The sequence below is a fragment of the Luteimonas sp. KH_071 genome (assembly GCF_057838005.1).
The window spans coordinates 3029621-3044716 of record NZ_CM174458.1; the positions used below are offsets into that span (position 1 = coordinate 3029621).

Genomic DNA, 15096 nt, shown 5'->3' on the forward strand with positions numbered 1-15096 from the left:
GCGCCCGCCGCCCCAACCGCGCCTATGCCCGGGTCGTGTCGGCTCAGCGGCTGCCGCCGGAGGCCGCGCCATCGATGCGCTGCAGCGCTTCGAGCAACTGGTCCGGCGGCATGTATCCGGGCATCTGGGTCCCATCAGCCGCGATGATCATCGGCGTGCCGGTCAGTCCCACGCGCTGGCCCAGCGCGTAATGCGCCGCGACAGGATTCTCGCAGGCCTTCGTGTCGACACGGCGGCCGGCCTTGGCATCGGTCAGCGCCTGCTTGCGGTCGCTGGCACACCAGACCGATTCCATCAGGCGGAAATCGTCGCTGCCCGGCCCCATGCGCGGGTACGCGAGGTATTCGATCGCGATACCGCGCTTGTTGTACTCGGCGATCTCTTCGTGCAGGCGACGGCAGTAGCCGCACTCCACATCGGTGAAGACCGACACCGTGTACTTCGGATTGGCCGGCGCGAAGATGATGCGCTGGTCTTCTGGCACCTCGGACAGCAGGCGCTGACGCAGCTTCGACAGGCCCGCCTGGCTCAGGTCACGCTTCTCGCGCGCGTCGAACAGGCTGCCCTGCAGCACATAGCGGCCGTCGTTGCTGACGTAGAGCACCTGGCCGGCGACCACGACTTCCTGGAAACCCGGCAGCGGCGCATCGGAGACGCTTTCGATCGACACGCGCGGATTGATCGACAGGATCGCGTCGCGCGCCTCGGCGGCAGGCGAGCCTGCCGGCGCGTCGACCGCGACAGGTGCCGCCGCCGGCGTGGCGGACGTGGACGCTGCGGTGGTGTCGGACTCACCCGGATTCTGGGCACAGGCGGACAGGCTGAAGGCGCCAAGCAGCGCGAACACGTAGTGCTTCATCGAATCTGACGACCAAGAGCGGGGGCGATCCCGGGGGCGGCCATTCTGGCATGAAGGGATGGGATGGGCTCCGGGCGGCTTGGAGCGGGGCTCGGGGCGTTCATGGTGGGGCTCGGGTGGTGGCTTGGCGGGCTCTGCTTGCTGGGGAAGTCTCAACTTCGCTTGATCGGCATGGGCAGCCGTGGCGAAGGATTACGCTTCGTAGGATGGGTAGAGCGCAGCGAAACCCATCGATTACGTGGGCGTGGCATCGGGATCGCTGCGACCTTCTACCCTCACCCCAACCCCTCTCCCAGAGGGAGAGGGGCTTGAATTCCGGCGTTTCGACGGGGGTATGTCTCCAATCAGTCGACGCCAGGCTGGATCGATGCATTCGGCCTATGTGCGGGCCGCCGCCCGACGGAGCGCGGTCAACATGTGGCGCGCAACAGCGCAGTGATCGAGGCGAACGAACCAGCGTCGCGCCAGCGCACATTGAATCCGCACTTCTCCCTCCGGGAGAGGTCGACGCGCAAAGCGCGTCGGGTGAGGGCCCGCGCTGGCGAAGCGCGTTGTAGCCGCCGATGGACAGCCCGGGCGATTCACGCGGGATGCCTGACTTACATGCACGGCCTTGATCGAACTGCTGCAAGCCATTCGCTTCATCGCGCCTCCCGCCCGGCGAAGCACGCCGGGCGTTCGGCGCACCCGCGCGGTTCGGATCGAATCGCCATCGGCTTTTCGTTGCACCGCACGTCCGGCCCGGCGAAGCACGCCGGGCGTTCGGCGCACCCGCGCGGTTCGGATCGAATCGCCATCGGCTTTTCGTTGCATCGCACGTCCGGCCCGGCGAAGCACGCCGGCGTTCGGCGTACCCGCGCGGTTCGGATCGAATCGCCATCGGCTTTTCATTGCATCGCACGTCCGGCCCGGCGAAGCACGCCGGGCGTTCGGCGCACCCGCGCGGCAGTGCCGCGCAAGCGGGTGCGCCTCACCCCCTCGGGTGATGCGTGGCGTGCAGCCGCTTGAGCTGTTCGCGCGCCACCAGCGTGTAGATCTGCGTCGTCGACAACGAACTGTGGCCGAGCAGCATCTGCAGCGCGCGCAGGTCGGCGCCGTGGTTGAGCAGATGGGTGGCGAAACTGTGGCGCAGGCCGTGCGGACTGATGCGTGCAGGATCGATCCCGGCCGCGGCAGCGTGACGTTTCACCAGGACCCAGAACCGTTGCCGGCTCATCGCCGTACGACGCGCGGTCAGGAACAACGGCGTGTCGCCACTGCCATCGCGGGCCGCGCCTTTGCCGCCGGCGAGCGTCGGCCGGGCCTCGTCCAGATACCGCTGCAACCAGTGCTGGGCCTCCTCGCCCAGCGGCACCAGCCGCGTGCGCTCGCCCTTGCCGGTCACGCGCAAGGCGCCCTGGCGCAGATTGACGCCGTTGGCCGGCAGGTCGACCAGTTCGCTGACGCGCAGGCCGCAGGCGTACATCAGTTCCAGCATCGTGCGGTCGCGCAGGCCATCGACGCTGGCGGTGTCGGGTGCGCCCAGCAGCGCGTCGATTTCCGACTCGCCCAGCGCCTTGGGCAGCGAGCGCGGCAGCTTCGGCGGATCCAGCAAGGCAGTGGGGTCGTCGGCGCGTCCGTGCCGACGCTGGCGATGCGCGAAGAACGCGCGCAGTGCAGACAGCAGGCGCGCGTTGCTGCGCGGCGACCAGCCGTGGCGGGTGCGCCAGGCGAGATGCTCGAACAATGCGACGCGGTCCGCGTCCGCAATTCCGCCGTCGCGACCGTCCCGCCAGCGGGCGAGGCCTTCGAGATCGCGCCGGTACGCCGCCGCGGTCTGCCTGGCGATGCCGTGCTCGGCCCAGAACGCATCGAGGAACCCTTCGATGTCGCGGCGGTCCGCCTCGCGCAACGGCGGCAATGCGACCGCGAGGGCGCGGCGGTCGGCAGGCGTGGTCGTGGTACTGCGGCTGGACATCGGCACCAGCTTAGACGGTCGACGCTGCGGCTATGCTTTGTCGATGTCCGACGCCCTGATTCCGCCAACTGTTCCGCCGCGCCCCTGGATCGGCTGGCGCCTGCTGGCGATGGTGTACGACCTGTGGCCGGTGCTCGCGTTGTGGTTGCTGCTGTCGGCGGCATTCACTGCTGCCTTCACCTTCCTCGGCCACCACGATGCGCACGAGAACATCGCACCGCTGAGCGGGCTGCAGCTCTCGTTGTGGGCGGCGTGCTGGCTGGTGACCGGGCTGTATGCCGTCATCAGCTGGCGCACAGGCGGGCAGACGCTGGGCATGCGGCCTTGGCGACTGCGCGTGCGTGCGTCCGATGGCGGGCGGGCGTCGACGCGCGCGTTGTGGGTGCGGTTCGGAGTGGCGACGCTGTCGCTGCTGGCCGGCGGCCTCGGGTTCTGGTGGGCATGGGTCGATCGCGAGCGGCTGACCTGGCACGACCGTGCGAGCGGAACGCGGGTGCTGCGGGAGGCGAAACGGGGGGCGACAACCGGCTGATTCCCAATGCAGTCATTCGGGCGAAGGCTGGAAGCGCTTTTCAACAGCCGAAAGCGCATCAGCCGTTCTGACTTTGGAGCCGAATTCGACGATCAGAATGGTCTTCAGCGTTCGCTGGGGCGACGGCTCGAGCTTCCTGCTGCCGCGCCCCTGAGACTGCAGCGCACACGCTGCTTGAGACATCTGCTCCAGCCTCGCGAAGCACGCGGCGCACGCGAGGCGTTCGCGCCCTTCACGCGGCTTCGATCGACGCGCTATCGGCTGTGCGTTGCATCGCGCGCCCGGACTCGCGAAGCACGCGAGGCGTTCGCTGCCGCGCGCGGCTTCGATCGACGCGTCATCGGCTGTGCGTTGCATCGCGCGCCCGGACTCGCGAAGCACGCGAGGCGTTCGCGCCCGTCACGCGGCCTCGATCGACGCGTTATCGGCTATGCGTTGCATCGCGCGCCCGGCCTCGCGAAGCACGCGAGGCGTTCGCTGCCGTCACGCGGCTTCGATCGACGCGTTATCGGCTGTGCGTTGCATCGCGCGCCCGGCCTCGCGAAGCACGCGAGGCGTTCGCGCCCGTCACGCGGCAGTGCCGCGTGAGCGACGGGCGCTCACCCACTCCGGCGGCGGAAGAGGGTCCAGGAAATGATCAGCATGACCACCGGGGGGATGAGATAGGCCAGGCGGTAATCGATGCGGTACACGGCCGCGAGCTTGACGATCTGCATCTGGCCCAGCCAGAAACCCAGTGCGAAGACGACGCCGATGAAGAGCCGTTTGCCCGCGTTGCCGCTGCGCAGGGAGCCGAACGCGAACGGAATCGCCGCCAGACACAGCGCCAGCACGTTGACCGGATAGAACCAGCGCCCCCAGTAGTGCTCCTCGAACTCGCTCGCGTCGAGCTCGTTGCGATGCCGGTATTCGATGCCGGCCCGCAGCTCGCTGGCGGGCATGTAGCGCGGGCGCCAGATGTTGCTGGCGCTCGCCGCCAGGGTCGTCGCGTCGAGCTGCGAATCCCACTGTTCTTCCAGCGCTTCGGTACGCGTCACCGCGCGCGGTTCGAACCAGGTTCTCTGGACGTTGCGCAGGAGCCAGCCGTCGGCGCCGTGTTCCGCCGTCTTGGCGTGGGCCACGGATTCCAGACGTCCATCGCTGGCGAATTCGAACAGGCGCACGTCCTGCAGCTGGATGCGGGCGCCAGCGCCGTCACTGATCTCGGTGCCGTTCTGCGCGTTGAGGAAGGTGTCGCCCTCGCGCGCCCACAGGCCCGAATAGCGGCCGACGATCATGTCGCTCGAACGTGCGGCCGACTTCATGCTGTCCGCGCTGCGCTGGGCCATCGGACCGAGCGTCTCGCCGTTGATCACCATCACCGCGGTCATCAGCAACAACGGCAGCGCGACCGAGATGCTCAAGCGCGTGCGCGACAGGCCTACAGCGCGCATGGCGATGAGCTCCGAGGTCGCCGCCAGCTGGCCCAGGCCCATCAGCGAGCCGATGACCGCCGCCGTCGGGAACATCACATACGCGCGGCGCGGCAGCGTCTGCAGGATGTAGGTCACCGCACTGAAATAGGTGTAATCGCCCTGGCCGACAGCGCCGATCTCGCTGACGCCCGCCATCACCGCGTCGAGACCGACCAGGACCATCCAGGTCGCCAGCACCATCACGGTGACGACCTTGGCAACATACAGATCATGGATGCGCAGCAAGGGCTTCATTTCGCGCGCCTCCATTTGGGCGCGGTCACCCGGCCATCGGCGAAATACATCCAGACGGCGAAGCCGAGCAGCGGCAGCACCAGCCACCACAGGCCCAGCAGCACCGGAATGCGCCCTTCGGCCACCCAGTCCTTGCCGAGCATCATCAGGTTCATGCCCATCACATAGGCGAGGAAGCCCATCATCATCCGGCCGTAACGCGCCTGCCGCGGGGGGCTGCGCGCCAGCGGCACCGCCAGCAGCGCGAATGCCAGCGTCAGCAACACCGGTGCGAGGCGGTAATGCAGTTCGGCGTGTGCCTCGGGACGGGCATCCCCGAACAGGGAGTACGTCGGCTGCAGTTCGGGATCGTCGCCGTCGGCCCGGGATTCGACCGCCGGCAGGCGCAGCTCGTTGCTGGCGTAGCGCATCAGGCGGTAGTCGAGGCCAGCATCGAGCGGGCCTTCGACACGGAATCCTTCATCCAGACGCAGGAAGCGCTCGGTGCCGTCGATGCTCAGCGCGCCGGTCAGCGAGGTGGTGACGTCCATGCGGCCCTCGTCCTGCCGGTAGACGAACACGCGACCGAGCTTGCTGCCGTCGTCGGACATGGCGTTGACGTAGACCACGCCGCTACCGCCCGGAAACTCGACGAATCGCCCGGCCTCCAGGCCCGACACCAGCAGACTGCGCTGGCCGGCCTCGATCATCTGCTGCGAGTAGTCGCGCGCCCAGGGGCCCAGCCACAGCGAGCAGGCGCCGATCACCAGCAGCATCGGCACCACCACCACCGCCAGCGGACGCAGCATGCGCCGCGGTCCCACGCCGACCGAGGTCAGCACCGGCATTTCAGAATCGCGGTAGAGCCGGCCGAAGCCCAGCATCAGGCCGAGCATCAGGCCCAGTGGCAGGATCAGCGGCATATAGGCGATGACCGACAGGCCCAGCTGGGCCAGCATCAGTTTGGCCGGCACACGGCCGCGGGCGATGTCGCTCAGCACGTCCGCGAACACGCCGCCCAGGCTCACGATCAGCAGCACCACGAGGGCGGCGAACGTGGACTGGGCCAACTCGCGGGACAGGTATCGGTCGAGCTTCGACATCGTGTGTGGGGGCTTTGCTTTAGACTTGGGGGTTCGTCCAGCCGCGCCACCACGGCGCTTCTGCAGCGGCAAGCCTGACCAGGCGCCGCGCGCTGGACCGTGAAGTGTACCGATCACCCCATGGAATCTGGTTGATGACCCTCGAATTCACCCTGAACCAAGCGTCTCCCGCCGCTCTGTCGAGCGATTGCCTCGTCGTGGGCATCTTCGCAGACGGCCCGCTGGCCGGCGCCGCCGCCGCGATCGACACCGCCAGCGGCGGCCGTCTGTCCACCCTTGCCGCACGCGGCGACCTGTCCGGCAAGGCCGGCCGCACCAGCCTGCTGCACGATCTGCCGGGCGTCACCGCACCGCGCGTGCTGGCGATCGGCCTGGGCGAACGCGCCAAATTCGGCGTGCCGCAGTACCTCAAGGCGGTCGCCGATGCCGTACGCGCATTGCGCGACGGCAACAGCACCAGCGCCGCGATCGCATTGGCCGATCTCGACGTCGCCGGACGCGACACCGCGTGGAAGATCCGCCAGGCCGTGGTCGCCGCCGACCACGCCGCGTATCGCTATGTGGCCACGCTGGGCGCCAAGAACAAGAAGCGCGAGCCCGATACGCTGACCGCGATCTCGATCGTCGGCGACGACGCCGACGCCGACGCAGTCGCCCAGGGCCAGGCGATCGCCGCCGGCGTCAAGTTCGCCCGCGAACTCGGCAACCTGCCGCCCAATATCTGCAACCCGGCCTATCTCGGCGAGCAGGCGATGACCTTCGCCTCGCGCTTCGACAAGGCCTCGTGCGAAGTGCTCGAAGACGCGCAGATGGAAGCGCTGGGCATGGGCTCGCTGCTCGCCGTGGCGCGCGGCTCGGCCAACCGTCCGCGTCTGGTCGTGCTGAGCTGGAACAACGGCGGCGACGCCAAGCCCTTCGTGCTGGTCGGCAAGGGCATCACCTTCGATACCGGCGGCGTCAACCTCAAGACGCAGGGCGGCATCGAGGAAATGAAGTTCGACATGTGCGGCGCGGCGACGGTCATGGGCACGTTCGTGTCCGCGGTCGGCCTCGACCTGCCGATCAACCTGCACGTGATCGTGCCGGCGGTGGAGAACGGCATCGACGGCGACGCGTATCGCCCGTCGGACGTCATCACCAGCATGTCGGGCAAGACCATCGAAGTCGGCAACACCGACGCCGAAGGCCGCCTGATCCTGTGCGACGCGCTGACCTACGCCGAGCGGTTCGAGCCGGCCGCACTGGTCGACGTCGCGACCCTGACCGGCGCCTGCATGGTCGCGCTCGGCACCCAGGCCACCGGCCTGATGAGCAAGCACGACGATCTGGCCGCCGAACTGCTGGCCGCCGGTGAGCATGTGTTCGACCGCGCCTGGCGCCTGCCGCTGTGGGACGAATACCAGTCGATGCTCGATTCCAACTTCGCCGACGTCTACAACATCGGCGGCCGCTGGGGCGGCGCGATCACCGCGGGCTGCTTCCTGTCGCGCTTCACCGAAGGTCAGCGCTGGGCGCATCTCGACATCGCCGGCAGTGCCAGCGGCAGCGGAAAGATGGCCTACGCCACCGGCCGCCCGGTCGGCCTGCTGAGCCAGTGGCTCATGGACCAGGTCGCCTGACCGGTCCGGGCCCAGCGGGGATGCGGCATCGCGCCGCGTTCCCGGTTCCGGCCCGACCGCCACTGCCATGGCCCGCGCCGACTTCTATCTGATCGCCAAGCCGCGCTTCCGCGAGGAACCGCTGCGCCTGGTGTGCGAACTCGTCCGCAAATCCTATGCGGCCGAACTGTGGACGCTGATCCTCGCCCGCGACGCCGAACAGGCCGAAGCGCTCGACGACATGCTGTGGGACATGGGCGAGGACGCCTACATCCCGCACCAGATCGCCGGCATGGACGAGGAGGACGACGAAACGCCGGTCCTCATCGCCACGCCAGACGTCGACGCGCCGATGCGCGCGCTGGTCATCAACCTGCGCGACGCGGTGGCGCCGGCCGGTTTCGAGCGCGTGCTCGAAGTGGTGCCGGCCGACGACTCGGCCCGCGAACCGCTGCGCGAGCGCTGGAAGCAGTACAAGGCCGCCGGCCTCGATCTCGCCAAGCACGATATGTGAGAAGCGGTAACGGGTGATGGGTGATTGGTGATTCGAAAGAGCACTGGCCGATCGCTTGATGCCGCTCCGCTTTTCCAATTACGAATTACGAATCACCAATCACGGCCCCTCCATGTCCCTCGCCCAAAGCTACGACCCCGGTACCTTCGAAGCCCGCCTGTACGCGGAATGGGAGAAGACCGGCGTCTTCCAGCCGCAGGGCGATGGCCCAGCCTATACGATCCTGCTGCCGCCGCCGAACGTCACCGGCACGCTGCACATGGGCCACGCCTTCCAGCACACGCTGCAGGACGCGCTGATCCGCTACCACCGCATGCTGGGGCATCGCACGCTGTGGCAGATGGGCACCGACCATGCCGGCATCGCGACGGAAATGGTCGTTTCGCGCAACCTCGCGCTCGAAGGCAAGGGCGAGACCCGCGACTCGCTCGGCCGTGATGGCTTCATCGAGAAGGTGTGGGAATGGAAGTGCCAGTCCGGCGACACGATCGAGCGCCAGATGCGCCGCCTCGGTGCGTCGGGAGACTGGTCGCGCAAGACGTTCACGATGGATCCGCTGCCCTCGCAGGCGGTCGTTGAAGCCTTCGTGCGTCTGCACGAGGAAGGCCTGATCTATCGCGGCCAGCGCCTGGTCAACTGGGATCCGGTGCTCAAGACCGCGATCTCCGATCTGGAAGTCGTCAGCGAGGAAGAAGACGGTTCGCTGTGGTCGATCCGCTATCCGCTGGCCGATGGCGCCAGTTACGAACACGTCGAAGTCGACGCCGACGGTAACGAGACCCTGCGCGAGACGCGCGACTATCTGGTCGTCGCGACCACGCGCCCGGAAACCATGCTCGGCGACACCGCGGCGATGGTGCATCCCGATGACGCTCGTTACGCGCATTTGATCGGCCAATCGGTCGTGCTGCCGCTGACCGGTCGCACGATTCCGATCATCAGCGACGGCTATGTCGACCGCGCGTTCGGCACCGGCGTGGTCAAGGTCACGCCTGCGCACGACTTCAACGATTACCAGGTCGGCCAGCGTCATGGCCTGCCGATGATCAACCTGTTCACCCCGGACGCCGCGGTCAACGAGAACGCGCCCGAGCAGTACCGCGGCCTCGACCGGTTCGATGCACGCAAGGCTGTGCTCGCCGAGCTCGAAGCCGGCGGTTTCCTCGTCGAAACGAAGCTGCACAAGCTGCAGGTCCCGCGCGGCGACCGTACAGGCCAGGTCATCGAGCCGTACCTGACCGACCAGTGGTTCGTCGCGATGGAAGGCTTTGCCAAGCGCGGCATGGATCTCGTCGAGAGCGGCGAAGTGAAGTTCGTGCCGCCGAACTGGACCAGCACCTATCGCCACTGGATGGAGAACATCCAGGACTGGTGCATCAGCCGCCAGCTGTGGTGGGGCCACCGCATTCCGGCGTGGTACGACGCCGACGGCAAGCCCTACGTCGGCCGCGACGAGGCCGAAGCGCGCGCGCGTAACGGGCTCGGCGCCGATGTCGTGCTGACCCAGGACACCGACGTGCTCGAGACCTGGTTCTCGTCGGGCCTGTGGCCGATCAACACGATGGGATGGCCGGACGAGGCGGCGATGGCCGAGCGCGGCTTCGCACACTTCGTGCCGTCGAGCGTTCTGGTCACCGGCTTCGACATCATCTTCTTCTGGGTCGCCCGGATGATCATGCTGACCGATCACCTGACCGGCCAGGTGCCGTTCCGCGACGTCTACATTACGGGCCTTGTGCGCGACCGCGACGGCCAGAAGATGTCGAAGTCGAAGGGCAACGTGCTCGATCCGCTCGACATCATCGACGGCATCAGCATCGAAGACCTCGTCGCCAAGCGCACCACCGGGCTGATGAAGCCCAAGGACGCGCCGAAGATCGAGAAGGCGACGCGCAAGGAATTTCCGGACGGCATCATCGCCCACGGCGCCGACCCGTTGCGCTTCACGATGGCCGCCTTGGCCGGCCCGGGCCGCGACATCAAGTTCGATCTCGGCCGCGCCGAGGGCTACAAGAATTTCTGCAACAAGCTGTGGAACGCGACGCGCTTCGTGCTGATGAACACCGAAGGCTTCACCGCCGCCGGCGCGCCCGAGCCGACGACGGATGCGGAGAAGTGGATCCTCGCGCGTCTGGCGACGACCGCCGACGAGGCACGCGCGCACTTCACCAGCTACCGCTTCGACCTGCTCGCGCAGACGCTGTACGAATTCGCCTGGAACGATTTCTGCGACTGGTTCGTCGAACTCGCCAAGCCGGCGCTGCTGGGAGACGATGCCGCGGCCGCGAACAGCACCCGCCACACGCTGCTGCACGTGCTCGAATCGCTGCTGCGCCTGCTGCATCCGCTGATTCCGTTCGTCACCGAAGAGCTGTGGCGCCAGGTCGCACCGCGCGTCGGCATCACGGCCGCGACGATTTCGCTGCGTCCCTACCCGGCGCCCGACGGCGATCTGATCGCACGCTGCGCGCAGGCCACCACCGACGTCGAATGGCTGAAACAGATGGTCACCGCGTTGCGCCGCGTGCGCAGCGAACTGGGCGTGTCGCCGGGCAAGCAGGTGCCGCTGCTGGTGCAGGCCGGCAGCGAGGCCTCGCGAGCGCGTCTGCAGCGTTTCGATTCGCAGCTGAAGTTCCTCAACCGGCTCGATCGCATCGACGCTGTCGACGGCGACCCGCCGCCGGCCGCGACCGGTCTGGTCGGTGACGTGAAGCTGTTCGTGCCGCTCGAAGGTCTGGTCGATCTGGACGCCGAGCGCGCGCGCCTGGACAAGGAGATCGCCCGCGTGCTGTCGGAGAAGGACAAGAGCACCGCCAAGATCGCGAAGTTCAGCGACAAGGTGCCGGCGGCCGTCGTCGATCAGGAACGTCAGCGCCTCGTCGACTGGACCGCGCAGCACGACGCCCTCGCCGCGCAGCGCGCGCGGCTCTGAGGCAAGGCGCCGGTCGACACCGGCGACTTGATCCATTGTGGGAGCGCGCTTGCGCGCGATATGGCGGTTCCCATGAACGCCCTGTCGCGCGCGAGGGGGGCTGCTACAGGCCTTGTTTGACGAAGTGTTCCCGGGGCCGCCGCCTACAATCGGCCAAGCCCACGCACGTCGATCCCATGCCCAGCTCCGATCGCATTCCCCACGTCGTCATCGTCGGCGGTGGTTTTGCCGGCCTCTGGGCCACGCGTGCGCTGGCGCGCGATCCGGTGCGGATCACCCTCGTCGATCGCGGCAACCATCACCTGTTCCAGCCGCTCCTCTACCAGGTGGCGACCGCAGGCTTGTCGGCGCCGGATATCGCCGCGCCGCTGCGCCACATCCTGCGCAGCCAGGACAACGTCGAAGTGCGGCTGGCCGAGGTGCAGGGCATCGAAACCGCCACGAAGACACTCGCGCTCGCCGACGGCACCACGCTCGCTTTCGATACGCTGGTGCTCGCTGCGGGCGCGACCCATGCCTACTTCGGCAACGACCACTGGGCCGCGCATGCGCCCGGGCTGAAGACGCTCGACGATGCGCTGCTGCTGCGGCGCAAGCTGCTGCTCGCCTTCGAGCGCGCCGAGGCCGAAACCGATCCCGACACACGCGCCGCCTGGCTCAGCTTCGCCGTCGTCGGCGGTGGCCCGACCGGTGTCGAACTCGCCGGCACGCTGGCCGAGATCGCACGCCACACGCTGCGCAGCGAATTCCGCAACATCGATCCGGCCCTCGCAAAGGTGCGTCTGATCGAAGCCGGGCCACGCGTGCTGTCGTCATTCCCGGACGATCTGTCGGACAAGGCGCGCAGGCAGCTGCAGAAGCTCGGCGTCGAGGTGCAGACCGGCACGCCGGTCGCCGACATCGATGCCGACGGCTACCGCCTCGGTGATCGGCGCGTCGCCGCGAAGACGGTGATCTGGGCCGCGGGCGTGGCGGCGTCTCCACTCGGCGCCCTGCTCGACGCGCCGCGTGACCGCGCCGGCCGGGTCCAGGTCGATCAGGATCTGCGTGTGCCGGGCCATCCCGACATCTATGTTGCCGGCGATCTCGCTGCGATCCAGAGCAACGGTCAGCCGGTGCCGGGTGTCGCGCCGGCCGCCAAGCAGATGGGGCGGCATGTCGCGACCAGCATCCGCGCGCGCCTGCGCGGCCAGGCGACGACGCCGTTCGCCTACCGCGACTTCGGCAATCTCGCGACGATCGGGCGCATGGCCGCGGTCGTCCATTTCGGCCGCCTGAAACTCTCCGGCGTGCTCGCCTGGTGGTTCTGGCTGATCGCCCACGTGTTCTTCCTGATCGGCTTCCGCAACCGTGTGGTCGTGTTGCTCAACTGGACTTGGGCGTACTGGAGCTACCAGCGCGCGGCGCGGATCATCTTCGGACCGCCGCTGGATACAGAACCGGCCATGCAGCCTGACAGTGACGGACCCGATACACCGCGCATCGGCTAGCATGGCCGCGCGCCCCACCAAGCCGGATCCGCAGCCGGGCTGAGTCTCTTCCCCTCCACACGTTCCGGCGTTTTCGCGCATGCTCGAAATCTCGACCCACAACTTCTGGATCGCGCTCGCGGTCACCACCGCGGCTGGCCTGGCGACCGGCCTCGGCAGCCTGCTGGTGCTGTTCGCGAAGCAGCCGAATGCGCGCCTGCTGTCGTTCGGCCTGGCGTTCGCGGCAGGCGCGATGGTCTACGTGTCGCTGACCGAGATCCTCGACAAGTCGATCCTCGCCTTCACCAACGCCTACGGCGAACAGCTCGGTTTCACCTGGGGCACGCTGTCGTTTCTCGGCGGCCTGCTGTTCATCGTCGGCATCGACCGTCTCGTGCCGAATCCACACGAGCGTCTGGAAGTCGACGACCCCTATTTCCGTGAGCACAACACCAGCTACATCAAGCGCGTCGGCCTGCTGACCGCCGTTGCGATCACCGCGCACAACTTCCCCGAAGGCCTGGCGACGTTCTTCGCCACGCTGTCGAACCCGGGGGTCGGCATGCCGCTCGCGTTCGCGATCGCGATCCACAACATCCCCGAAGGCATCGCGATCGCGGTGCCGGTGTACTTCGCCACCAACAACAAGCTCTACGCCTTCCTCGCCTGCCTGCTGTCGGGCCTGGCCGAACCGCTGGGCGCGTTGATCGGCTACGCGGTGCTGCGCCCGTTCCTGTCGGAGCCCGTGTTCGGCGTCGTCTTCGGCCTCATCGCCGGCGTCATGGTCTTCCTCGCCCTCGACGAGCTGCTGCCCGCCGCCAAGCGCTACGCCAAGGGCCACGAAACGGTGTACGGCCTGGTCTCGGGCATGGCGGCGCTGGCGATCAGCCTGGTGCTGTTCAAGTGGTGAGCGGGATATAGCTCACGCACACCGGGCGGAATCTGTTGCTCAGCGACCCTGAGAGGTTTTGGATCACGATTAGATAACCCCCCTTTCACAGCGAGTTCCCGCCCCCCTTGTTCAACCTTGAATCTCACTTTCAAGGAAGAGGTGGGACATGACGTCGAAAGTCTTGTTTTCAGCGATGCTCGCAATGGCGTTTGCTACGGCGCCGATTGCTTCGGCAAATTCCCAAGCCGAGAACGTGTCTATCATCGTCCAGGATCTGCAGAACTACGCGGAGGTCCGCAATCTGACGCTGACGGACATCAAAGTTGCTCGCGAGAGCGCAGCGGGCCTCGAAGCAGGCATAGCCAGCGAATCGTGCACCGTTACCGCGACCGTCTCCATTCCCGGAGGCACGGGCGTCGAGGTATCCGCAACGGCTCCGACCTGTATGCAGGCTATGAATATGCTGAAGGAATTGATTGCCGAGATGTCGCCTGTGTCCTGATCGAACGCTCGGATACTGCAAGAGGGCTCTCCTATCGCCCCAACGCAACGGCCCGCGCAAGCGGGCCGTTTCATCTACAGCAATAAATCGAAAATCAGGCCGCGAACAGCGCCTTCATCTTCTTCAGCGCGTTGGCTTCGACTTGGCGGATGCGCTCGGCGGACACGCCGTACTCGTCGGCGAGCTCCTGCAACGTCACCTTGTGATCGTCGTCGAGCCAGCGGCGGCTGATGATGTCGCGCGAACGGGCGTCGAGCGTCGCCATGCCTTCGCGCAGCAGGTCGAGCTTGTTGTCCTCGCTGTCGGTCCGCTCGTAGAGCTGGGCCGGATCCTCGTCGCGGGCGACCAGGTAGGCGACCGGCGCAGGCGGCGCATTGTCGTCGTCCTCGCCAGCCGGCGCGTCGAAACCGATATCGCGACCCGACAGACGCGACTCCATCTCCAGCACCTCGCGCTCGGACACGTTGAGGTCGGCGGCAACCGCCTTGACCTCGGCCGCGTTGAGCCAACCCAGGCGCTTCTTGCTCTTGCGCAGGTTGAAGAACAGCTTGCGCTGCGCCTTGGTCGTGGCGACCTTCACGATGCGCCAGTTCTTCAGGATGAACTCGTGCATCTCGGCACGGATCCAGTGCACGGCGAAGCTCACCAGGCGCACGCCGACATCGGGGTCGAAGCGCTTGACCGCCTTCATCAGGCCGATGTTGCCTTCCTGGATCAGATCGCCCAGCGGCAGACCGTAGCCGTTGTAGCCACGGGCCACGTGCACGACGAAGCGCAGGTGCGAATGCACCAGCTCGCGTGCGGCGTCGAGATCATCGTCGTCGCGGTAACGCTGCGCCAGCGCCTGCTCATCTTCGACCGACAGCACCGGAATCTGGTGCACGGCGCCGATGTAGGCATCCAGCGAACCCAGCGGGCTGAGGGTCGGGAGGCTGTTGGCAACCAGGGCGTGGGACATGGTCTGCGTGCTCATGGGGAGGGATGTTAGCAGTCGACAGGTCTGACTGCTAAGACGCACAGGAGTTCCCGAATGTTCCATTCACAGAACGA

The 15096-nt window shown here is 67.2% G+C and carries 13 protein-coding genes; 7 read left to right on the forward strand and 6 right to left on the reverse strand.

What is annotated here, in order from left to right; translation table 11 throughout:
- Positions 1 to 43: 43 nt before the first annotated feature.
- Both AC3IRM_RS13920 and xerD read right to left on the reverse strand, forming a co-directional pair.
- Positions 44 to 859 carry a DsbC family protein gene (locus AC3IRM_RS13920; protein WP_489203670.1) on the reverse strand — a complete coding sequence of 272 codons (816 nt, stop codon included), beginning with the start codon at positions 857 to 859 and terminating at the stop codon, positions 44 to 46.
- A 970-nt stretch (positions 860 to 1829) separates the two neighbouring features.
- Positions 1830 to 2816, reverse strand: a complete 987-nt coding sequence (xerD, locus tag AC3IRM_RS13925; RefSeq protein WP_489203671.1) for a site-specific tyrosine recombinase XerD — start codon at positions 2814 to 2816, stop codon at positions 1830 to 1832.
- 43 nt (positions 2817 to 2859) lie between these two features.
- Between xerD and AC3IRM_RS13930 the strand changes: the two genes are divergently transcribed.
- The gene (locus AC3IRM_RS13930; RefSeq protein ID WP_489203672.1) at positions 2860 to 3348 is read left to right on the forward strand and encodes an RDD family protein; all 489 of its coding nucleotides are present in this window, start codon (positions 2860 to 2862) and stop codon (positions 3346 to 3348) included.
- A 12-nt stretch (positions 3349 to 3360) separates the two neighbouring features.
- Here AC3IRM_RS13930 and AC3IRM_RS13935 read toward each other — a convergent pair whose 3' ends face one another.
- The 3 genes from AC3IRM_RS13935 to lptF all read right to left on the reverse strand — a co-directional run bounded on the left by AC3IRM_RS13935 (position 3361) and on the right by lptF (position 6139).
- Positions 3361 to 3729, reverse strand: a complete 369-nt coding sequence (locus AC3IRM_RS13935; protein ID WP_489203673.1) for a hypothetical protein — start codon at positions 3727 to 3729, stop codon at positions 3361 to 3363.
- 218 nt (positions 3730 to 3947) lie between these two features.
- Positions 3948 to 5111 carry an LPS export ABC transporter permease LptG gene (gene lptG, locus AC3IRM_RS13940; protein WP_489205931.1) on the reverse strand — a complete coding sequence of 388 codons (1164 nt, stop codon included), beginning with the start codon at positions 5109 to 5111 and terminating at the stop codon, positions 3948 to 3950.
- On the reverse strand, positions 5054 to 6139 hold the full coding sequence (gene lptF / locus AC3IRM_RS13945) for an LPS export ABC transporter permease LptF (protein ID WP_489203674.1): 1086 nt from the start codon (positions 6137 to 6139) through the stop codon (positions 5054 to 5056). The genes lptG and lptF overlap by 58 nt, the downstream gene beginning before the upstream one ends.
- A 134-nt stretch (positions 6140 to 6273) precedes the next feature.
- Between lptF and AC3IRM_RS13950 the strand changes: the two genes are divergently transcribed.
- The 6 genes from AC3IRM_RS13950 (at position 6274) to AC3IRM_RS13975 (ending at position 14046) form a co-directional block, all read left to right on the forward strand.
- On the forward strand, positions 6274 to 7758 hold the full coding sequence (locus AC3IRM_RS13950) for a leucyl aminopeptidase (RefSeq protein ID WP_489203676.1): 1485 nt from the start codon (positions 6274 to 6276) through the stop codon (positions 7756 to 7758).
- A 67-nt stretch (positions 7759 to 7825) separates the two neighbouring features.
- Complete coding sequence (locus tag AC3IRM_RS13955; protein WP_489203677.1) at positions 7826 to 8251, forward strand: DNA polymerase III subunit chi; 426 nt, start codon at positions 7826 to 7828, stop codon at positions 8249 to 8251.
- A 112-nt stretch (positions 8252 to 8363) separates the two neighbouring features.
- Positions 8364 to 11183 carry a valine--tRNA ligase gene (locus AC3IRM_RS13960; protein ID WP_489203679.1) on the forward strand — a complete coding sequence of 940 codons (2820 nt, stop codon included), beginning with the start codon at positions 8364 to 8366 and terminating at the stop codon, positions 11181 to 11183.
- 176 nt (positions 11184 to 11359) lie between these two features.
- Complete coding sequence (locus AC3IRM_RS13965) at positions 11360 to 12673, forward strand: NAD(P)/FAD-dependent oxidoreductase (RefSeq protein WP_489203680.1); 1314 nt, start codon at positions 11360 to 11362, stop codon at positions 12671 to 12673.
- A 79-nt stretch (positions 12674 to 12752) separates the two neighbouring features.
- On the forward strand, positions 12753 to 13562 hold the full coding sequence (gene zupT, locus AC3IRM_RS13970) for a zinc transporter ZupT (protein ID WP_310155292.1): 810 nt from the start codon (positions 12753 to 12755) through the stop codon (positions 13560 to 13562).
- Between the two features lie 148 nt (positions 13563 to 13710).
- On the forward strand, positions 13711 to 14046 hold the full coding sequence (locus AC3IRM_RS13975) for a hypothetical protein (RefSeq protein WP_489203681.1): 336 nt from the start codon (positions 13711 to 13713) through the stop codon (positions 14044 to 14046).
- A gap of 94 nt (positions 14047 to 14140) precedes the next feature.
- On the opposite strand, the gene rpoH is transcribed toward AC3IRM_RS13975, so the two are convergent.
- Positions 14141 to 15019, reverse strand: a complete 879-nt coding sequence (rpoH, locus tag AC3IRM_RS13980; protein WP_489203682.1) for an RNA polymerase sigma factor RpoH — start codon at positions 15017 to 15019, stop codon at positions 14141 to 14143.
- Positions 15020 to 15096 lie beyond the last annotated feature (77 nt).